Genomic DNA, 20,964 nt, shown 5'->3' on the forward strand with positions numbered 1-20,964 from the left:
GGGGTGGAGCAGAGCGGGGAACAGCGGGGGCGTCACCGCAGGAACGCCGCCGCGACCCCCGCGTCCACCGGAATGTGGAGCCCCGTCGTGTGGGTGAGCTCACCACCCGTCAGCGCGAACACCGCGTTCGCGACATGCTCGGGCAGCACCTCCCGCTTCAGCAGCGTCCGCCGGGCGTAGAACTCGCCCAGCTCCGCCTCCTCCACCCCGTACACGGCGGCGCGCTGCGCCCCCCAGCCGCCCGCGAAGATGCCGGAGCCCCGCACCACCCCGTCCGGGTTGACGCCGTTGACCCGGATCCCGTACTCGCCGAGTTCCGCCGCCAGGAGCCGCACCTGGTGCGCCTGGTCGGCCTTGGTGGCCGAGTAGGCGATGTTGTTCGGTCCGGCGAAGACGGAGTTCTTGGAGGCGACGTAGACGATGTCACCGCCCCCACCCTGCGCGATCATGACCCGCGCGGCCTCCCGCGAGACCAGGAAGGAGCCGCGCGCCATGATGTCGTGCTGGAGGTCCCAGTCCTTCGCCGAGGTCTCCAGCAACGGCTTGGAGATGGAGATGCCGGCGTTGTTGACCACCAGGTCGACCCCGCCGAACGCCAGCAGCGCCTCCCGGAAGGCCCCGGTGATCTGTTCCTCGCTCGTCACGTCGACCGTGACCGCGACCGCCTTGTCCGGCCCGCCCAGTTCCTCGGCGGCCTCCGCCGCCTTCCCCGCGTCGAGGTCGGCGACCACGACGCACGCGCCCGCCGCGACGAGCCGGTGCGCGATCGCCCGGCCGATGCCGGAACCGGCGCCGGTGACCAGCGCGATCCGTGCCGCGAGGGGCTCGGGCGGCGGCATCCGCCGCAGCTTGGCCTCCTCCAGCTCCCAGTACTCGATGCGGAACTTCTCCCGCTCCTCGATCGGCGCGTACGAGGAGACCGCCTCCGCGCCCCGCATCACGTTGATCGCGTTGAGGTAGAACTCGCCCGCGACCCGCGCGGTCTGCTTGTCCTTGCCGAAGGAGAACATCCCGACGCCGGGGACCAGCACGATCGCCGGGTCCGCGCCCCGCATCGCGGGCGAGGCGGGCTCCGCGTGCCGCTCGTAGTACGCGCGGTACTCCTCGCGGTACTCGGCGTGCAGTTCCTTCAGCCGGGCGACCGCCTCGTCCAGGGGCGCGGACGCCGGCAGGTCGAGCACCAGCGGCCTGACCTTCGTGCGCAGGAAGTGGTCCGGGCAGGAGGTGCCCAGCGCGGCCAGCCGCCCGTGCTCGGCGCGGGAGACGAAGTCCAGTACGGCGTCGGAGTCGTCGAAGTGGCCGACCTGAGGCCGGTCGGCGCAGGCGAGCGCCCGTACGTGCGGGGCGAGGGCGGCCGCCTTCTCCCGGCGTTCGGCCCCGCCCAGCGGCTCGTACCCCTCCAGCACCGGGCCGAAGGGCTCGGGACGGCCCCGCTCGGCGAGGAATGCCTCGGCGGTGCGGATGATGTGCAGCGAGTTGGCCTCGCACTCCTCGGACGTGGCGCCCCAGGCCGTGATGCCGTGCCCGCCCAGGACGCAGCCGACGGCCCCGGGGTTGGCCTCCTTGACCGCGGCGATGTCCAGGCCGAGCTGGAAGCCGGGCCGCCGCCAGGGCACCCACACCACGCTGTCGCCGAAGCACTCGGCGGTCAGCTTCTCCCCATCCGCCGCACAGGCCAGCGCGATCCCCGAGTCGGGGTGGAGGTGGTCCACGTGGGCGGCGTCGAGGAGTCCGTGCAGGGCGGTGTCGATCGAGGGGGCCGCGCCGCCCTTGCCGTGCAGGCAGTAGTCGAAGGCGGCGACCATCTCGTCCTCGCGCTCCACGCCCGGGTACACCCCGGCCAGGGCGCGCAGCCGGTCCAGGCGCAGCGCGGCGAGCCCCTCCGCCCTGAGCGTCCCCAGGTCGCCGCCGGACCCCTTGACCCACATCAGCTCGACGTCGCCGCCGGTCACCGGGTCGACGGCGGTGCCCTTGGCCGACGTGTTGCCGCCGGCGTAGTTGGTGTTGCGCGGATCGGCTCCCAGCCGGTGGGAGCGCTCCAGCAGGGCGTCCACCGCTTCGTGGTGCTGTGTCATACGGATCACGCTCCCCATCCGGCCTGGGCCCCGCCCACGCGCTCGTCGACGATCTTCCGGGCCCAGCCCGAGCGGTGGTACGCCGCCACCGGGTCGGGGTCGATGCCCCGCTCCTCGCGCACCTCGGCGAGCAGCGGCCGGACATCGGTGTTGTACGCGTCCATGAGGACCGCGTTGGCGGCCAGCACATCGCCCGACGCCTGGGCCTCGGCGAGCGCGCCGGCGTCCACCAGCAGGGCCTTGGCGGTGGCCTCCTGGACGTTCATCACGGAGCGGATGATCGCCGGGATCTTCGCCTCGATGTTGTGGCACTGGTCGAGCATGAAGGCCACCTCGGAGGTGAGTCCGCCGCCGCGCACCACCTCGTACATGATCCGGAACAGCTGGAACGGGTCCGCCGCCCCGGCCATCAGGTCGTCGTCGGCGTAGAAGCGCGAGTTGAAGTCGAACCCGCCGAGCCGGCCCTCCCGCAGCAGCAGGGCGACGATGAACTCGATGTTGGTGCCGGGCGCGTGGTGTCCGGTGTCCACGACCACCTGCGCCTTCTCGCCGAGCTTGAGGCAGTGCGCGTACGCGGTGCCCCAGTCCGGCACGTCCATGGTGTAGAAGGCGGGCTCGAAGAGCTTGTACTCCAGCAGCATCCGCTGGTGGTCGCCGAGGCGCTCGTACACCGCGGAGAGGGCCTGCGCGAGCCGGTCCTGGCGGGCCCGGATGTCGTCCTGGCCGGGGTAGTTGGTGCCGTCGGAGAACCACAGCTTCAGATCGCGGGAGCCGGTGGCGTCCATGATGTCGACGCACTCCAGCAGGTGGTCCAGGGCCTTGCGGCGCACGGCGGCGTCCGGGTGGCAGACGCTGCCGAGTTTGTAGTCGTCGTCCTGGAAGACGTTGGAGTTGATCGCCCCGAGCCGCAGGCCGCGCTCCTCGGCGTACGTGGCGAGTTCCGCGTATCCGCCGGAACCGTCGGCCTTGTCCCAGGGGATGTGGAGAGCGACGGCCGGGGCCGCGCCGGTGTGTTCGTGGACGCGGGCGGCGTCGTCCAGTTTCTCCTGCGGGGTACGGGGGACCCCGCGCTGCGCGAACACCTTGAAGCGGGTGCCCGAATTCCCGTACGCCCATGACGGCGTCTCGATCGCCTGTGCCCTGAGGGCCGCCTTCACGGTGGAGACGTCGGCTCGGCTCGTCATCGTCAGCGCTCCTGTGTGCCACGCGGATGCATGAATCGTTTCATTAACGTGAAGCTATGAGTGCTCGCAGCACCTGTCAAGGGCCTGAAGTGGGACGACCGTTCACGCTTTACGAATTGAGCGGGCGGAGAAAGTTTCCGGGACCGCCCCATTGACGGGATCGGCGCACCGCGTCTAGCTTCCGTGAAAGCTTCTTGAAAGCTTTCACGACGCCGGGGCAGTAACCGCCACCGGCTCCGAGGGCGAGAGGTCCTGGACCGGACGGCCCGGCGCGCACGAGACGGCAAGGACGGTGAGGTCGCCCCGGCCCGCCGGCCGGCTTCGGCGAGAAGAACCGAGAAGAACACCGACAGGTCCGGCTTCTGATTGTTCTGATTCTTCTGATTGTTCCGATTCCGGTCCCGGGGCGAGAGAGGCACTACGAGGACATGCAACGCGTCTGCTTTCTGCTGAAGGTCCGCCAGGACCGCGTCGAGGAGTACCGCGAACGGCACGCGGCGGTCTGGCCCGACATGCTCGAAGCCCTCTCGGCCACCGGCTGGCACAACTACTCGCTCTTCCTGCGCGAGGACGGGCTGCTCGTCGGATACCTGGAGACGGAGGACTTCGCCGAGGCCCGGGCCGCCATGGCCGCCACGGACGTCAACGCCCGCTGGCAGGCCGAGATGGCCCCCTTCTTCGAGAACGAACAGGCCCCCTTCGCGACGGAGGATCCCAGCGGCGGCGATCGCCCCGACGAGGCGATGAGGCCGCTCACCGAAGTCTTCCACCTTGCCTAGCGGCCCCCTCGAAGCAGACCGGAAGGACACCACGGCCTTCGCCCGCACGTCCCGGCCCCGCCTCGGGCCCGGCCGGAGCGGGAAGGGGAAGAGGAACAGGAAGTACCAGCTCGTCGCCTCCGAAGGTAAGGTGATCCGCGGCCCGCTGCCGGAGACCGGCGACGCGACATCGCGTGTCGGCTTCGGCCGCGACCCCGGTGGAGGTACCGACGCGTCGAGCGCGAGCGGTGCCGCCCGTCACCGGGCGCTCGCCACGGGCAAGTCCCCTGCCCGGCCCGCGGGCACCGGCCGGTCCGAGTGGACTGGAGCTCCTGGAGGTCTCCGCCTGATGGCACAGTCGGTGGGTATCAAGGACGTCGCCCGGATCGCCGGAGTTTCCGTCGGCACGGTCTCGAACGTCATCAACCGGCCCGAGTCGGTGACGGAGGAGACGCGGGCGCGTGTCCTGTCCACCATCGACCGGCTCGGCTACGTACGCAGCGAGTCGGCCCGCCAGCTGCGGGCGGGCCGCAGCCGGATCATCTCCCTGCTCGTGCTCGACATGGCCAACCCCTTCTTCGTGGACGTCGCCTCCGGCGCCGAGCGGGCCGCGCGGGAGGCCGGGCTCGGGGTGATGCTGTGCAACAGCGGCCAGAGCACCGACGAGGAGACGGAGTACCTCGGCCTCTTCAGCGAGCAGCGGGTACGGGGCGTACTGATCACTCCGGTCGACCCCACCGGCGGCAATCTGCGCCGCTTCCGGAAGCAGGGCATCCCCTATGTGCTCGTCGACCGGGTGGCCCCCAGCACCGAGGGGTGCTCCGTCTCCGTCGACGACGTCCTGGGCGGAGCACTCGCCGTACGGCACCTCCTCGCCCAGGGCCACACCGAGATCGCGTACGTCAGCGGGCCCCTGCACCTCGCCCAGTGCCGGGACCGGCGGGCGGGCGCCCTCCAGGCGCTGGCCGAGGCCGGGCTGCCGGCGGAGCGGCTGCGGCTGATCGAGGCCGAGCGGCTCGACGTGGCGGCGGGGCGTGACTCCGGTGCGCGGCTGCTGGGCATGTCGCCCCGCCCGGCCGCGGTGTTCTGCGCCAACGATCTGCTGGCGCTGGGGATGCTGCAGGCGCTGTACGGGGCCGGGGTGAGCGTTCCCGGTGATGTGGCCCTGGTCGGCTACGACGACATCGAGTTCGCCTCGGCGGCCGCGGTGCCGCTGACCTCCGTGCGCCAGCCGGCCTTCCGGATGGGGCGGATGGCCGCCGACCTGCTCATCGAGGAGACCGGCGACGCGGCAGGGAGTCACCGGCACCAGCGGATCGTGCTCCAGCCGGAGTTGGTGGTGCGGGACTCGTCGCTGTCCCGCCGTCGCTGACGCGCCCGCGCCGGACGGGGCGGAGGGGTCGCACACGTCGCGCCGTACGACGCGGGTGCCGCTCGTCGGGGAGGTGGGCAGGCGGATGCGGGGTAGTCGCAGGGCATGAGCGACGAGAAGAGGGACAGGGGCGAGGAGAAGCGCGCCACGCCGGGAAAGAGCGCCCGCGCCACCGCCAGCACCACCACCGCCGCCCGCACCACCACCGCCCGTCTCGAACGGACGGCCGCCGAGGTCTTCGGCTGGCAGGAACTGAGGCCCGGACAGCTGAAGGCCATGGAGGCGGTCGCGGCCGGCCGCGACACCCTCGTGGTCATGCCGACCGGCGCCGGGAAGTCCGCCGTCTACCAAGTGGCCGCGCTGGCTCTTCCCGGCCCGGCCGTGGTCGTCTCCCCGCTCATCGCCCTGCAACGCGACCAGATCGCCGGGCTGCTGCGCCGCAGCGCCCCGGAGGCGGTCGCCGTCAACTCGGCCCAGCCGGCCGGGGAGACCGCGGCGGCCTGGGAGGCGGTGCGCGGCGGTGACGCCGAGTACCTGTTCCTCTCCCCCGAGCAGCTCGCCAAGGACGACGTGGTCGAACGCCTGGCGCGGGCGAGGCCCGCGCTCTTCGTCGTCGACGAGGCGCAGTGCGTGTCCGCCTGGGGCCACGACTTCCGGCCCGACTACCTGCGTCTGGCCCAGGTGGTCCGGCGGGTGGGCCGGCCCACGGTCCTCGCGCTGACGGCCACGGCCGCGCCTCCGGTGCGCGAGGAGATCGTGGAGCGGCTGGGCATGCAGGACCCCGCGCTGGTCGTCGCCGGGTTCGACCGGCCGAACATCGCGCTGGAGGTCCGCCGCTTCCTGGACGACGAGGACAAACGCCGGGCGGTGGTGGAGAGGGCGGCGGCGGAGGCCAAGCCCGGAATCGTGTACACGGCCACCCGCAAGGACGCGGAGAGCTACGCGGCCGAACTCGCCGGGCTCGGGCTGACGGCCGCCGCCTACCACGCCGGCCTGCGCGGCGAAGAGCGCTCGCGGGTGCACGACGCCTTCCTGGCCGGGGAGACGGACGTGGTCGCCGCGACCTCGGCCTTCGGCATGGGCATCGACAAGGAGGACGTGCGGTTCGTCCTGCACGCCTCCGTGCCCGGGTCCCTCGACGCGTACTACCAGGAGATCGGCCGGGCCGGACGTGACGGCGCGCGCGCCGTCGCCGTACTCCACTACCGGCCGGAGGACACCGGCATGCAGAACTTCTTCGCCGCCCGCACCCCCGGCGAGGACACGCTCACCGAGGTCACGGCCCGTCTGCACGAGCACGGCGGCCCCCTCGCGCTGAAGGAGCTCAGCGAGGAGAGCGGCCTGTCGCGCAACCGCGTGACCGCGGCGGCCAACCTCCTCGAACAGGCGGGGGCGGTGACCACGGACGACGAGGGGGAAGTGCGCGCCGTCCCGGACGTGACGGCGGACGACGCCGCCGAGCGGGCGGTGGAGGCGGCGCAGGCGCGGCGGAAGCTGGAGCGCTCGCGGGTGGAGATGGCCCGGGCGTACGCCGAGAGCACCGGCTGCCGCCGCCGCTTCCTCCTCGGTTACTTCGGCGAGTCCTACGGGGCTCCGTGCGGGAATTGCGACGTGTGCACGGCCGGTTCCGACGGCGGCGGGCCCGGAACCGGAACCGGAGAAGAGCTCGAAGAGAGGCTTTTCGAACGGGGCGGACGGGGCGGACGGGACAGCGGTACGCCCGGACATCCGGCGGCCGCCGAGTTCCCCACGGGGGCGCGGGTGCGGCACAGCGCATGGGGCGACGGCATGGTGCTCGCCGAGGAGGACGACCGGATCACCGTCCTGTTCGATTCCATGGGATACCGCACCCTGTCACTGGCGGCGGTCACCGGACAGGACCTGCTCAGCGTGGTGGCGAAGCCCGCCGGCTGACCGTCGCATCCCGGCGCCCGGACACCCGGGGGCATGACGTCGCCGGAAGTGGGCATCTGGATTTCCTCGGAAGCGGAGGATGCCATGACCATGACGAAAGAACCGGCCGACTCGAACACGGCGGTTCACGGGTGCGCCTCTTGTCAGGAGGCCGCTCCTGACGCCGGCCACGCCCCCGAACAGCCGGAGCCGGCGCACGAGCGGATCAACCGCCGGTGGAACGAGATCCTGCAGGAGACGAGGGTCGCGCAGACCGGCGTGCAGATCCTCTTCGGTTTTCTGCTCAGCGTGGCCTTCACCCCCCTCTTCCGGGACCTGGGCACGGCCGACCGTGTCATCTACGTGGCCACCGTGGTGCTCGGCGCGTCGGCCACCGGAACGCTGATCGCGCCGGTGTCGATCCACCGCTTCCTGTCCGGGCAGCGCATGAAGGACGAGGTCGTGGAGGCCGCGAGCCGGCTGATGATGTGCGGCATAGTGCTGCTCGCACTGACCATCGGCTGCACGCTCCTGCTGATACTCCGCGTGGTGCTGCCCAGCGTCCTCGCCGAGGTCATGGCCGGCGGCGTGATGCTGTGGTTCGTCCTCTGCTGGTACGTGCTCCCGCTGCGGCTCCGCCGCTCCGCCGCCCAGCGCGGCGACACGTAGCGCGCCGGACCGGCGCGGCTGCCCCCGTGCGCCTCCCGTGATCACGTGTGGGTGTCGAATCGTGCCGCGTCCTGTTCCGGCCCCTCCCCCGTGAAGATCATTGCCATAGGCCCCCAGCCGTGGAGGCGGTAGGGGAGCAGGGGCTGATGCGCGGACGTTTCACACTGGTGGGTGCGGGCGCCCTCGGGGCGGGCGTCGTGGCGGCCGGCGTCTGGCTGATCCGGCTCCGGCCGCCCTCCAGCCTGGCCGGCTCCCCGTCGGTCGACGTCACGGTGCGGGCCCAGAAGTCGAAGTATCCGGATGTCGCGGAGACCGCCGGAGGATGTCCCCCCGCTCGTACGGGTGTACGTGCAGCGGCTCAGGGCCAAGGGCGCCGAAGGGCCGGCACGGCTCGCGGGCCCGGCCTGCGACCAGCCTGACGCGGCTGCACGGAAACTCGTCCGGGAGTACGCCACGGGCGCGCGAGGCCCTGTGGAAGCGACAGTGCTCGAAGGCGCGGTGCCGTACTTCGGCGAGGTGGAGCTGGTGTACGGGAAGACGGAAAAGAGGCAGACGCTCCTTCTCGTCAAGGACGAGGGAAACGGGTGGATCGGCCTCGGGGACGGCGATCCGGCGGCGGGCCCCTCCGCACGCCGAGGAGCGGTCCGCACCGGGCACGGCGTGGGGCGGGGCACCGGCCGTGCCCCGCCCCGGCGCGCCCGCGGACCTCCGGCGCCGCTCCGAACGGCCCACGACCCACGGATCACGGCCGGCGGTCCGGGGCCCGCGCGAAGGTCAGTCCGCGTGGCCGAGTTGCAGGTCGCGCTCGGTCCGTCCGCCGCCGGCGACCTGGAGCACGGTGGCGACCGGCGGGTAGCCCGCGGCGATCACCGTGTACTCGCCGGACGACAGGTCGACGAAGCGGAACGTGCCGTCGGGCCCCGTGGTGAGCGTGTCCACCACGTTGCCCCCGGCGTCGAGCAGCGTCACCCGGGCGTCCTCGACGGGCCGGCCACCGGTGGCGCGGACGGTGCCGCGCAGCATCGCGCCGCCCGCCAGCTCGATGTCCTGCCTGGTCTCCCGCGAGGCCTGCACGCTCACCGGCAGCGCGGCGGGCCGGAACGCGGGCGCGCTCCCGGCCAGGGTGTACTCCCCCGCCACCAGCTCCGTGATCACGTACCCGCCTTCGCGGCCGCTGCGCGTCGAGGCGACGACCTCTCCGCGTACGTCGGTGAGCGTCACGGCGGCGCCGGGCACCGGCATCCCGTCCGCGGTGAGGACGGTCCCGGCGAGGCGGCCCGCGCCGCCGAGCACCACATCGAGTTCGACGGGGCGTTCGCCGACGGTGACGGTGACGGCCTGCGGCTGGTGCCCGCCGGCCGCGGCGATCATCACGTACGACCCCGATCCGGCCACGCTCAGCGCGTACCGCCCGTCGTCGCCGCTCGCGCCGCGCCCGACCTGGCGCCCCGACCCGTCGATGAGGGTGAGGGCCGCGCGCGGCACGACGCTGCCGTCGTGGTGCTGGACGGTGCCGCAGACGGGGACGCCCGCCGGGCAGGGGGTGGCGGGGTACGGGGCGGCGGCGCGGGCCGTGGGGATCGTGGAGGGCTCGGCTGCGGGGGCGTTGTGGGACACCAGCGGTTTCTCCTTGAGGAAGCAGGCGATGAGCAGGCCGAGTACGAGCACCGGCACGAGGTAGAGGAAGATCCGCGGCATCGCCTCGGCGTACGCCGCGATGTAGGCGTCGCGCAGCGCGGGCTCCATGGCGTGCACGAGCTGGGGCGTGATGCCCGCCGGGTCGGGGAGGCCGGTGCCCGCGGGCAGCCGTTCGGCGAGCCCGTCGGCGAGCCGGTTCGCGAAGAGGGTGCCGAAGACCGCGGCGCCGACGCTGCCGCCGATCTGCCGGAAGTAGGTGTGGGCGCTGGTGGCGGTGCCGAGGTCGGCCGGGGGCACGGAGTTCTGTACGGCGAGGATGAGCACCGGCATGACCAGACCGATGCCCACGCCCAGTACGGCCATCCAGACGCTGTAGTGCAGCTGCGCGGTGTCGGCCTCCAGCCGGGACAGCAGCCACATCCCGACCACCGAGCACGCGCCGCCGGCGACCGGGTAGACGCGGTAGCGGCCGGTGCGGCTGATGAGCTGCCCCGAGACGATCGAGGCGACGACCACGCCGCCCATCATCGGCAGCATCAGCAGCCCGGACTCCGTCGCGCTGGCGCCGCCGACCATCTGGAGGAAGGTCGGCAGGTAGCTGGCGGCGCCGAAGAGCGCGATGCCGACGACCGCGCCGACGAGTCCGGTGACGGTGAAGACGGAGTCGCGGAACAGCCGCAGCGGCATGAGGGGTTCGGACGCGTAGTGCTCGACGACGACGAACAGCAGAGTCGCTGCGGCAGCCCCGGCGGCGAGGCCGAGGATGACCCGCGAGTCCCAGGCGTACTCCGTACCGCCCCAACTGGTGAGCAGGACCAGGCAGGTGGACGCGGCGGCGAGCAGCAGCGCGCCGAGCACGTCCAGGCGCGGCCGTACGGCGGGCTTCGGAAGCTTCAGTACGACGGCGATGACGGCCATGGTCACCAGTCCGAACGGGACGTTGATGTAGAAGCACCAGCGCCAGGACGCGTGATCGGTGAAGAACCCGCCGAGCAGCGGCCCCGCCACCGACGCGAGGCCGAAGGCGGCGCCGATGAGCCCCATGAAGCGGCCGCGGTCCCGGGGCGGCACGATGTCGGCGATGATCGCCTGGACGCCGATCATGAGGCCGCCGGCGCCGATGCCCTGGACGGCGCGGAAGGCGATGAGCTGATCCATGGTGCGCGACCAGCCGGCCAGCGCCGAGCCGACGACGAAGATGACGATGGCGAACTGGAAGACGCCCTTGCGGCCGAACAGATCGCCCAGTTTCCCGTAGACCGGGAGACCGATCGTGGCGGTGAGCAGATAGGCGGTGATCGCCCACGACATCCGGTCCAGGCCCTGGAGTTCGCCGACGATCTTCGGCAGGGCGGTGGCCACGATCATCTGCTCCAGCGCCGCGAGGAGCAGCGCGAGCATCAGCCCGAAGAAGACCAGCCGGACGCGGCGCGGACTGAGGGGCCGGTCCTCGGCCCCTTCCACGGGCGGGAGTCGGACTGGGGGCGGCGGCGGCTCAACGGTCCCGGCCGCTGCCGTCTTCGCCAGAGTGATCCCGCCCACGTACTGCTCCCCTCGTCGCACTGCGCCGCCCTTTTCTCGCATTGCGCGACAAGGGGGAGCAAGCGGGGCGATTGAGGCGGGAGGCGTACGCGGGCGGCTTCACCCCCGGTGGGAGCCCCTGCGGCGCACAACCGGCGCGCGGGGAAGACCACTCGAACCGGTGACGGGCTACTTCTCGACCTCGGCGGCGAGGTTGGCGAGCAGGGCGTCGTAGATCCGGCCGAGGCCCTTGGGCGCGAAGGTCCTCTCGAAGAAGCCGCCGATGCCGCCGGCGCCGTCCCAGACGGTGGTGACGACGGCCTTCGACCTGCCCTCTCCGGCCGGGGTGACGGTCCAGGTGGTGACCATGGACGAGTTGCGGTCCTTCTCGACGAGCTGCCCGTCGGTCGGCTCGGTCACTTCGAGCAGACAGTCGCGGACGCGCTTGCTGGTGGCCTGGAGCTTCCAGTGCACGACGGTGCCCTCGCCGTCGCCGCCCTCGCGCACCTCGTACTCGGAGAACTGCTCGGGCAGGAGCTTTCCGCGCGCGCCGCTGTAGTCGGCCAGCGTGTCGAACACCGTCTCCGCATCCGCCGCGATGATCCGCTCCGTGGTGGCCTCGACCTGCGCCATGCCTGTTCCTCCAGCACTTGGGTTTTCAAGGGTGCGGCTTACCCAACCACCTCCGGTACGGCCGCCCAAAATCGGGGCCCGGCGAAGACGCGCCAGCGGCCCCGCGGCGGGCCCTTCCGCCTGCGCGAGTCGGCAGTCCGCCTGCTGAACGGTGGTGTGAATACCGGCCGTCACATGCGGCACACGGCGCGGACCGCCGCCGACGGGCGAAGGGACGTCGCCGCCGCACGCCGGCAGCGCCCGAGTCTCCGTCGGGGCACCGGCCGGCTCGTGGCACCGTCCGGCCGCTCCGCCCGCCCGGCCCTGGTTAAAGTGCGGCCCCATGGACAGCGGCGGCACACACCTGCGGGACATGACCATCGACGACTGCGAGGCAGTGGCCCGCGTACGGGTGCGGGGGTGGCAGTCGGCGTACGCCGGGATGATCCCCCGGGCCCACCTCGACGCGATGAGCGTCGAGGAGGACGCCGGGCGGCGCCGCGCGCATCTCGTCGGGAGCGCGGGCGAAGGCGCGGGCCGCGACGTGGTCGCCGAGCGCGACGGCCAGGTGATCGGCTGGGGCTGCTACGGGCCGTACCGCGACGAGGGAAAGCCCACCGCCGACGCCGAGCTGTACGCCCTCTACGTCCTGCCGGACCACCGCTCGACCGGCGCCGGCCGCGCCCTGACGGCCCAACTGCTCGCCCGCGCCGCCGCCGACGGCCACCCGCGCATGCTGCTGTGGGTCCTCACCGAGAACGTCCTCGCCCGCCGCTTCTACGAGAAGGCGGGCTTCGTGCCGGACGGCACCGAGGCGTCCTTCGACGTGCGGGGCGTCGCCGTCCCCGAGACGCGCTACGCGAGGCGGCTGAGCGCGGCGGACGCGGCGGCGGTCAGGCGCGGGTGACCCAGCGCCGCTTCGAGCACCGGCCGTGCCCGCGCGTCCCGCAGCTTCCCCAGGCCCTCGACGCAGGCGAGCGCCACCCGCCAGTGGGGGTTCGCGGGGGCGAGCAGCCCGCGCAGGGTGGCGATCAGCGCGGGTACGGTCTCGGGCGCCCGGAGTTCGGTGAGCAGCCGCACCGGGTGCAGGGCGTACGCGGTGCGCAGCGGGTTGGTGGCGAGCGCGGCGGCGGCGCGGGCGGTGCGCGGGTCACCGAGGCGCGCCAGCGCGTACGCGGCGGTGACGCACCGCTCGGGGTCGCGGTGGTTGAGGAGCAGCACCAGCGTCTCGAAGGCCCGCCGGTCACCGGCGCAGCCGAGGCGGAAGGCGGCGGTCTCGCGGGCCCACAGGGGCCGTTCGGCCTCGGTGAGCACCAGGGCGAGCTCGTCCAGGTCCTCGGTGGCGAACAGCCGCTCGTACGCCGCGAGGCCGCCCGCCCCCGCGTCCGCCCCGGCACCCGTCCCCGCGCCCGCCCCGTCCCGTGCCTCGCCCCGCACCCGGTCCATGAGCGACCGCAGCTCCTCGTCCATGGCGTCAGCGTATAAGCGGTATGAACACACCGGGCGTCCCAGATCACATCTCGCCGGACCCCTCCAGGTCTGGCGCGCTCGTTACTGGCCGGTTACTCTCAAGTGAGCGGGCCACCCCCCGCTGATTGACCACCTCGTGGCGGCCTGGTGACGCAGCCGCCCGAGTGCTTTGTCGGTTCGGTGTTTTCCCCACGACGCGACTCCGGGACAGGGTCCGTCGGCCCCCGCACTACGACCTGCGCTTTCCGCACGCGATTCGCGACTTCCCCGCGCCGTGCGCCCCTCAGTCGTCACTCATTCTCTGGAGTCCCGTGATGGACATCCCTCTCCGTACTGTCGGCGTGATCGGTCTCGGCACCATGGGCACCGGCATCGCCGAGGTCCTCGCCCGCGCCGGCCGCGAAGTCATCGGCGTCGACATCAGCGAAGCGGCCGCCCGGCAGGCCGTCTCCTCCCTCGAAGCCTCCACCGCCCGCGCGGTGGAGCGGGGGCGCATGACCGACGAGGAGCGGCGCGACGCCCTCGCCCGTTTCCGTACCTTCTCCGACCTCCAGGCCGTCGCGGAGGCCGATCTCGTGATCGAGGTCGTGCCCGAGTCGTACGAGGCCAAGCAGCAGGTCTTCCGCGCCCTGGACGCCGTCGTGCGCCCCACGACGGTCCTGGCGACCGGCACGAACGCGCTGTCCGTGACCCGTCTCGCCGCCGACTCGGCGCGTCCCGAGCGCGTGCTGGGCCTGCACTTCTTCAACCCGGCGCCCGCGATGAGGCTGGTCGAGATCGTCTCCTCGGTGCTCACCGCGCCGCAGGCGGTCGAGGCCGTCACCGCGCTCGCCCGGGACCTGGGCAAGGAGCCGGTCGCGATCGGAGACCGGCCCGGTTTCGTCGCCGACGGCCTGCTCTTCGGCTACCTCAACCAGGCCGCCGCGATGTACGAGACCAAGTACGCCTCCCGCGAGGACATCGACGCCGCGATGCGGCTGGGCTGCGGCCTGCCGATGGGCCCCCTCGCCCTGCTCGACCTGATCGGCGTCGACACGGCCCGCACCGTCCTGGAGGCGATGTACTCCGAGTCCCACGACCGGCTGCACGCGCCCGCCCCCGTCCTGAAGCAGCTCAGCGAGGCGGGGCTGAACGGGCGCAAGTCGGGCCGCGGCTTCTACACGTACGCGGCGGCCGGCAGCCAGGACGTGGTGCCCGACGCGCTCACCCCCCGGGAGTCCGCGGACGCCGCCGTCGGCCGGCCGGTGCGGTCGGTGGGGGTCGCCGGCTCCGGGACCATGGCGTCCGGCATCGCGGAGGTGTTCGCGAAGGCCGGGTACGACGTGGTGCTCGCGGCCCGGAGCCGGGAGAAGGCGGAGAAGGCCAAGGCCCGTATCGCCACGTCCCTTTCCCGCTCCGTCGACAAGGGCCGGATGACGGCCGAGGCGCGCGAGGAGGCCCTGGGCAGGGTCGCTCCCGCCGACTCGCTCGACGCGTTCGCCGACGTCGATCTGGCGGTGGAGGCGGTCGCGGAGGACCTGGAGGTCAAGCAGCAGCTCTTCGCGACGCTCGACAAGGTCTGCAAGCCGGGCGCGGTGCTCGCCACGACCACGTCCTCGCTGCCCGTCGTCGCCTGCGCCCGCGCGACCTCGCGCCCCCAGGACGTCGTCGGGATGCACTTCTTCAACCCGGCGCCCGCGATGAAGCTGGTCGAGGTGGTCCGTACCGTCCTCACGTCGGACGAGGTCCACGCGACCGTCCGCGAGGTGTGCGGGAAGATTCGCAAGCACCCCGTGGACTGCGGCGACCGGGCCGGGTTCATCGTGAACGCGCTGCTCTTCCCGTACCTGAACAACGCGGTCAAGATGGTCGAGCAGCACTACGCGTCGCTGGACGACATCGACGCCGCGATGAAGCTGGGCGGCGGCTACCCGATGGGCCCCTTCGAGCTCCTCGACGTGGTCGGCCTCGACGTCTCCCTCGCCATCGAGCGGGTCCTGCACCGCGAGTTCCGCGACCCGGGCCTGGCCCCGGCGCCGCTGCTCGAACACCTGGTGGCGGCCGGCTGCCTCGGCCGCAAGACGGGACGCGGCTTCCGGGAGTATGCCGGGCACTGAGCGGGAGGGTGTGACCGGATGGGGCGGACTGCTGGAGCCGGCCGGCGGTCCGCACCCACAGGCGCGCTCTCCTGCGCAGATGCAGTACGTTCGGAGCATGTCCCAGCCCGCTGACTCCCCCCGACGGCCGTCCCGTACGAGCTCCGCGTCCGACGCGCCCGAAAGCGCCGCGGGCAGCCGCGCGGCGGCGCAGCGGCTCAAGATGCGCCGTGAGCTGTCGGCCGCGGCGATGGAGCTGTTCGCGACGAAGGGGTACGAGGCGACGACCGTCGACGAGATCGCCGCCGCCGGCGGGGTCGCCCGCCGGACCTTCTTCCGGCACTTCCGCTCCAAGGAAGAGGCGATCTTCCCGGACCACGACGACACGCTGGTGCGCGCCGAGGCGGTCCTCAACGCGGCGTCCCCGCACGAGCACCCGCTCGACACCGTCTGCCGGGGCATCAAGGAAGTCATGCGGATGTACGCGGCGTCCCCCGCGGTCTCCGTCGCCCGCTACAAGCTCACCCGTGAGGTCCCCACGCTCCGCGAGGCGGAGATCGCCTCGGTGGCCCGCTACGAGCGGCTGTTCACGCGCTACCTGCTGGGCCACTTCGACGAGCACGACCACCACGACGACAACGACGACCCGCTGCTGGCGGAGGTGGCCGCCTCCGCCGTGGTGACGGCCCACAACCACGTACTGCGGCGGTGGCTGCGGGCGGGCGGCCAGGGCGACGTGGAGGCGCAGCTGGACCACGCGTTCTCGATCGTCCGCGACACCTTCGGCACCGGCATCGGCGCGGGCCGCTCGACGGCCCGCCCGCAGTCGGCGCAGTCGGCGTCGGCCTCGGTGAACGGCGACGTGCTGGTGACGGTGGCCCGCACGGACGCGCCCCTGGACGAGGTCATGCGCACGATCGAACGAGCGCTCAAGCAGAACTGACCAGGCAGCTCCATCCCTGGACGAAGACGCCGTCCGCCCCCCGGAAGCCGGGAGGCGGGCGGCGTCTTCGCGTGCTGTGATGAGGCCAATCGATCGATCATCGCTCATGTGTGACGGCGAGGTGACAAGTGAGAGAAATTGCTGGCACTCAGTGTCTTGTCACGTGGCACGGGGTGTCATACGTTGATGTTGTCCGGGCGGCCGGCGTGCAGTGATCTCCCGTACGCCGGCTGTCCCCGCAAGCCATGTGCCTGCGCGCCCGGACGCCTGCGTCACAGGCAACCTCCCGCGCTACCCGCGCTGCCGTACACCCGCACCACCGCCGAACCGACGGCACACCTCCATAGCAGCACCCCGTCGTTTCCCCTCAGAGCGTTCCTCAAGGAACACGCTTCGCCGGAGGCACCCCGTGAAGGAAATCCTGGACGCGATCCAGTCGCAGACCGAGTCAACCGGCGGCTCCGCCGCGAGCTCCGCCGCAGACTTCGCGGCCCTGTCCATCCCCGAGTCGTACCGCGCGGTGACCGTGCACAAGGACGAGGCCGAGATGTTCGCCGGCGTCGCCAGCCGCGACAAGGACCCCCGCAAGTCCCTCCACGTCGAGGACGTGCCGGTGCCCGAGCTCGGGCCCGGCGAGGCCCTGGTGGCGGTCATGGCCAGCTCGGTCAACTACAACTCCGTCTGGACCTCGATCTTCGAGCCGGTGTCGACGTTCGGCTTCCTGGAGCGGTACGGCAAGCTCAGCGACCTGAGCAAGCGCCACGACCTCCCGTACCACGTCATCGGCTCCGACCTCGCGGGCGTCGTCCTGCGCACCGGCCCCGGCGTGAACGCCTGGAAGCCCGGCGACGAGGTCGTCGCGCACTGCCTCTCCGTCGAACTGGAGTCCTCCGACGGCCACAACGACACGATGCTCGACCCCGAGCAGCGCATCTGGGGCTTCGAGACCAACTTCGGCGGCCTGGCAGAGATCGCACTTGTCAAGTCCAACCAGCTGATGCCCAAGCCCGGCCACCTCAGCTGGGAGGAGGCGGCGGCCCCCGGCCTGGTCAACTCGACGGCGTACCGCCAGCTCGTCTCGCGCAACGGCGCCGGCATGAAGCAGGGCGACAACGTGCTGATCTGGGGCGCGAGCGGCGGACTCGGTTCGTACGCCACCCAGTTCGCGCTGGCCGGCGGCGCCAACCCGATCTGCGTCGTGTCCAGCGACCAGAAGGCGGACATCTGCCGCGCGATGGGCGCCGAGGCGATCATCGACCGCAGCGCCGAGGGCTACAGGTTCTGGAAGGACGAGCACACCCAGGACCCCAAGGAGTGGAAGCGCTTCGGCAAGCGCATCCGCGAGCTGACCGGCGGCGAGGACATCGACATCGTCTTCGAGCACCCCGGCCGCGAGACCTTCGGCGCGTCCGTGTACGTCACCCGCAAGGGCGGCACGATCACCACCTGCGCCTCGACCTCGGGCTACATGCACGAGTACGACAACCGCTACCTGTGGATGTCGCTGAAGCGCATCATCGGCTCGCACTTCGCCAACTACCGCGAGGCGTGGGAGGCCAACCGCCTGATCGCCAAGGGCAAGATCCACCCCACCCTCTCGAAGGTGTACTCCCTGGAGGACACCGGCCAGGCCGCGTACGACGTCCACCGCAACCTGCACCAGGGCAAGGTCGGCGTGCTGGCGCTGGCGCCCCGCGAGGGTCTCGGCGTCCGTAACCACGAGCTGCGCGAGCAGCACATCGACGCCATCAACCGCTTCCGGAACATCTGATGGGCGAGCGTCGGAAGGACCGGCCCTGGCTCATGCGGACGTACGCCGGTCACTCGACCGCCGAGGCGTCCAACGAGCTGTACCGCAACAACCTCGCCAAGGGCCAGACCGGCCTGTCGGTCGCGTTCGACCTTCCGACGCAGACCGGCTACGACCCCGACCACGTCCTCGCCCGCGGCGAGGTCGGCCGGGTCGGGGTCCCCGTCTCCCATCTCGGGGACATGCGGCGGCTGTTCCAGGACATCCCCCTGGAGCAGATGAACACCTCCATGACCATCAACGCCACCGCCATGTGGCTGCTGGCGATGTACCAGGTGGTGGCGGAGGAGCAGGGCGCCGACATCACCAGGCTCCAGGGGACGACGCAGAACGACATCGTCAAGGAGTACCTGTCGCGCGGGACGCACGTCTTCCCGCCGGTGCCCAGCCTGCGCCTGACGACGGACATGATCACCTACACGGTGAACCACATCCCCAAGTGGAACCCGATCAACATCTGCAGCTACCACCTCCAGGAGGCCGGCGCCACGCCGGTCCAGGAGATCGCGTACGCGATGAGCACGGCGATCGCCGTCCTCGACGCCGTACGGGACAGCGGGCAGGTGGAGCCGGAGAAGTTCGGGGACGTCGTCGCCCGCATCTCCTTCTTCGTGAACGCGGGCGTCCGCTTCGTCGAGGAGATGTGCAAGATGCGCGCCTTCGGCCGCATTTGGGACAAGGTCACCCGCGAGCGCTACGGCATCGGGAACGAGAAGCAGCGCCGCTTCCGCTACGGCGTGCAGGTCAACTCCCTGGGCCTGACCGAGGCGCAGCCGGAGAACAACGTCCAGCGCATCGTCCTGGAGATGCTGGCCGTCACCCTCTCCAAGGACGCCCGCGCCCGCGCCGTGCAGCTCCCCGCCTGGAACGAGGCGCTGGGCCTGCCCCGGCCCTGGGACCAGCAGTGGTCGCTGCGCATCCAGCAGGTGCTCGCCCTGGAGAGCGACCTGCTGGAGTACGAGGACATCTTCGCGGGGTCGCACGTCATCGAGGCCAAGGTGGAGGCGCTGGTCGCCGAGTCCTGCGCCGAGATGGACCGCATCGCGGAGATGGGCGGCGCGATGGCGGCCGTCGAGTCCGGCTACCTCAAGTCGCAGCTGGTCTCCTCGCACGCGGAGCGCCGCGCCCGCATCGAGTCGGGCGAGGAGAAGATCGTGGGCGTCAACTGCTACGAGTCGACCGCGCCCAGCCCGCTCACCGCGGACCTGGACGGCGCGATCATGACGGTCGATCCGGCCAACGAGGCCCGCGTGGTCGCCAAGCTCCACGAGTGGCGCGACAACCGCGACGAGGCCCGCGCCTCCGAGGCCCTGGCGGCCCTCAAGAAGGCCGCGGCGGGCACCGGGAACCTGATGGGCCCCACGGTCGAGTGCGCCCGCGCGGGCGTCACCACCGGCGAGTGGTCCTGGGCGCTGCGGGACGTCTTCGGCGAGTTCCGCGCGCCGACGGGCGTGAGCAGCGCCCCGGTCGCGGTCACCGCCGAGGCCGGCACCCCGCTCGCGTACGTACGGGAGAAGGTCGCCCGTACGGCCGGCGAACTCGGCTCGGGACGGCTGCGCCTGCTGGTCGGCAAGCCCGGCCTGGACGGTCACTCCAACGGCGCCGAGCAGATCGCCGTGCGGGCCCGCGACGCGGGCTTCGAGGTGGTCTACCAGGGCATCAGGCTCACGCCCGAGCAGATCGTGAGCGCCGCCCTCGCGGAGGACGTGCACTGCGTCGGTCTGTCCATCCTGTCCGGCTCGCACGCCGAGCTGGTGCCGGACGTTCTCGTGCGCCTGCGCGAGGCCGGCGCCACCGACATTCCGGTGATCGCGGGCGGGATCATCCCGCCGGCGGACGCCGAGGCGCTGCGGGCCGCCGGAGTGGCCGCGGTTTTCACCCCGAAGGACTTCGGCATCACGGAGATCATCGGCCGTATCGTCGACGAGATCCGCACAGCGAACAAGCTCGACCCCCTGGAGGTCTCCGTATGACCACGCCCACGCCCGCCGTCAACCGGCTGCGCCCGCGCCGCTCCTGCCTGGCCGTGCCCGGCTCGAACCCGCGCTTCCTGGAGAAGGCCCAGGGCCTGCCGGCCGACCAGGTCTTCCTGGACCTGGAGGACGCGTGCGCGCCGCTCGCCAAGGAGGGCGCCCGGCACACCATCGTCGACGCGCTGAACAACGGCGACTGGACGGGCAAGACCCGGGTCGTGCGGGTCAACGACTGGACGACCCACTGGACGTACCGTGATGTCATCACGGTCGTCGAGGGCGCGGGCCCGAACCTCGACTGCATCATGCTGCCGAAGGTCCAGGACGCCCAGCAGGTCGTCGCGCTCGACCTCCTCCTCACCCAGATCGAGAAGACGATGGGCTTCGAGGTCGGCAGGATCGGCATCGAGGCGCAGATCGAGAACGCCAAGGGCCTGGTGAACGTCGACGGGATCGCCGCCGCCTCGCCGCGCCTGGAGACCATCATCTTCGGCCCGGCCGACTTCATGGCCTCCATCAACATGAAGACCCTCGTCGTCGGCATGCAGCCCCCCGGCTACGGCGCCGACGCGTACCACTACATCCTGATGCGCATCCTGATGGCGGCCCGTACGCACGACCTCCAGGCGATCGACGGCCCGTTCCTCCAGATCCGCGACGTGGACGCGTACCGCGAGGTCGCGGGCCGTGCGGCGGCGCTGGGCTTCGACGGCAAGTGGGTGCTGCACCCCGGTCAGGTCGACGCGGCCAACGAGGTGTTCTCGCCCTCGCAGGAGGACTACGACCACGCCGAGATGATTCTCGACGCGTACGAGTGGTGCACGTCCGAGGCGGGCGGCAAGAAGGGCTCCGCGATGCTCGGCGACGAGATGATCGACGAGGCCAGCCGCAAGATGGCGCTGGTCATCTCCGGCAAGGGGCGCGCGGCGGGCATGCGGCGCACCTCCACGTTCGAAGCCCCGGAGGCCTGA

At 71.9% G+C, this 20,964-nt stretch carries 15 protein-coding genes; 10 read left to right on the forward strand and 5 right to left on the reverse strand.

Translation table 11 applies throughout. The features are described from left to right. Positions 1-32: 32 nt before the first annotated feature. Together ABD374_RS04560 and rhaI are read right to left on the reverse strand one after the other, a co-directional pair. Positions 33-2,075 carry a bifunctional aldolase/short-chain dehydrogenase gene (locus ABD374_RS04560; RefSeq protein WP_344491008.1) on the reverse strand — a complete coding sequence of 681 codons (2,043 nt, stop codon included), beginning with the start codon at positions 2,073-2,075 and terminating at the stop codon, positions 33-35. Positions 2,076-2,080: 5 nt separating this feature from the next. Next, positions 2,081-3,259 (reverse strand): L-rhamnose isomerase, encoded by a 1,179-nt coding sequence (gene rhaI, locus ABD374_RS04565; RefSeq protein WP_344491011.1) that lies wholly within the window; start codon positions 3,257-3,259, stop codon positions 2,081-2,083. Positions 3,260-3,687: 428 nt separating this feature from the next. On the opposite strand from rhaI, the gene ABD374_RS04570 reads away from it, so the two are divergent. The 4 genes from ABD374_RS04570 to ABD374_RS04585 all read left to right on the forward strand — a co-directional run bounded on the left by ABD374_RS04570 (position 3,688) and on the right by ABD374_RS04585 (position 7,951). Continuing rightward, the gene (locus ABD374_RS04570) at positions 3,688-4,038 is read left to right on the forward strand and encodes an L-rhamnose mutarotase (protein WP_344491014.1); all 351 of its coding nucleotides are present in this window, start codon (positions 3,688-3,690) and stop codon (positions 4,036-4,038) included. 328 nt (positions 4,039-4,366) lie between these two features. Then, entirely contained in the window at positions 4,367-5,389 is a 1,023-nt protein-coding gene (locus ABD374_RS04575) for a LacI family DNA-binding transcriptional regulator (protein WP_344491017.1), read from the forward strand. A gap of 105 nt (positions 5,390-5,494) precedes the next feature. Next, entirely contained in the window at positions 5,495-7,303 is a 1,809-nt protein-coding gene (locus tag ABD374_RS04580) for a RecQ family ATP-dependent DNA helicase (protein WP_344491020.1), read from the forward strand. Between the two features lie 84 nt (positions 7,304-7,387). After that, positions 7,388-7,951: a DUF6328 family protein gene (locus ABD374_RS04585; RefSeq protein WP_344491023.1), complete on the forward strand. Its 564-nt coding sequence runs from the start codon at positions 7,388-7,390 to the stop codon at positions 7,949-7,951. Between the two features lie 774 nt (positions 7,952-8,725). On the opposite strand, the gene ABD374_RS04590 is transcribed toward ABD374_RS04585, so the two are convergent. Further along, positions 8,726-11,173, reverse strand: a complete 2,448-nt coding sequence (locus ABD374_RS04590) for an MFS transporter (protein ID WP_425577129.1) — start codon at positions 11,171-11,173, stop codon at positions 8,726-8,728. A gap of 126 nt (positions 11,174-11,299) precedes the next feature. Then, positions 11,300-11,743 carry an SRPBCC family protein gene (locus tag ABD374_RS04595; protein WP_344491029.1) on the reverse strand — a complete coding sequence of 148 codons (444 nt, stop codon included), beginning with the start codon at positions 11,741-11,743 and terminating at the stop codon, positions 11,300-11,302. Positions 11,744-12,065: 322 nt separating this feature from the next. Between ABD374_RS04595 and ABD374_RS04600 the strand changes: the two genes are divergently transcribed. Then, positions 12,066-12,629, forward strand: a complete 564-nt coding sequence (locus tag ABD374_RS04600) for a GNAT family N-acetyltransferase (protein WP_344491032.1) — start codon at positions 12,066-12,068, stop codon at positions 12,627-12,629. Here the strand turns inward: ABD374_RS04600 and ABD374_RS04605 are convergent. Further along, on the reverse strand, positions 12,578-13,192 hold the full coding sequence (locus tag ABD374_RS04605; RefSeq protein ID WP_344491034.1) for a HEAT repeat domain-containing protein: 615 nt from the start codon (positions 13,190-13,192) through the stop codon (positions 12,578-12,580). The genes ABD374_RS04600 and ABD374_RS04605 overlap by 52 nt on opposite strands. A gap of 314 nt (positions 13,193-13,506) precedes the next feature. Between ABD374_RS04605 and ABD374_RS04610 the strand changes: the two genes are divergently transcribed. The 5 genes from ABD374_RS04610 (at position 13,507) to ABD374_RS04630 (ending at position 20,964) form a co-directional block, all read left to right on the forward strand. After that, positions 13,507-15,288, forward strand: coding sequence for a 3-hydroxyacyl-CoA dehydrogenase family protein (locus ABD374_RS04610; RefSeq protein ID WP_344491037.1), 1,782 nt, complete (start codon positions 13,507-13,509; stop codon positions 15,286-15,288). Between the two features lie 79 nt (positions 15,289-15,367). After that, on the forward strand, positions 15,368-16,210 hold the full coding sequence (locus ABD374_RS04615) for a TetR family transcriptional regulator (protein WP_344491040.1): 843 nt from the start codon (positions 15,368-15,370) through the stop codon (positions 16,208-16,210). Positions 16,211-16,619: 409 nt separating this feature from the next. Continuing rightward, positions 16,620-17,981 (forward strand): crotonyl-CoA carboxylase/reductase, encoded by a 1,362-nt coding sequence (gene ccrA / locus ABD374_RS04620; RefSeq protein WP_344491043.1) that lies wholly within the window; start codon positions 16,620-16,622, stop codon positions 17,979-17,981. After that, complete coding sequence (locus ABD374_RS04625; protein WP_344491046.1) at positions 17,981-19,993, forward strand: protein meaA; 2,013 nt, start codon at positions 17,981-17,983, stop codon at positions 19,991-19,993. Before ccrA ends, ABD374_RS04625 begins: the two co-directional genes overlap by 1 nt. Then, the gene (locus ABD374_RS04630; protein ID WP_344491049.1) at positions 19,990-20,964 is read left to right on the forward strand and encodes an HpcH/HpaI aldolase/citrate lyase family protein; all 975 of its coding nucleotides are present in this window, start codon (positions 19,990-19,992) and stop codon (positions 20,962-20,964) included. Before ABD374_RS04625 ends, ABD374_RS04630 begins: the two co-directional genes overlap by 4 nt.

This window comes from Streptomyces enissocaesilis (genome assembly GCF_039533765.1).
Taxonomy (GTDB): domain Bacteria; phylum Actinomycetota; class Actinomycetes; order Streptomycetales; family Streptomycetaceae; genus Streptomyces; species Streptomyces enissocaesilis.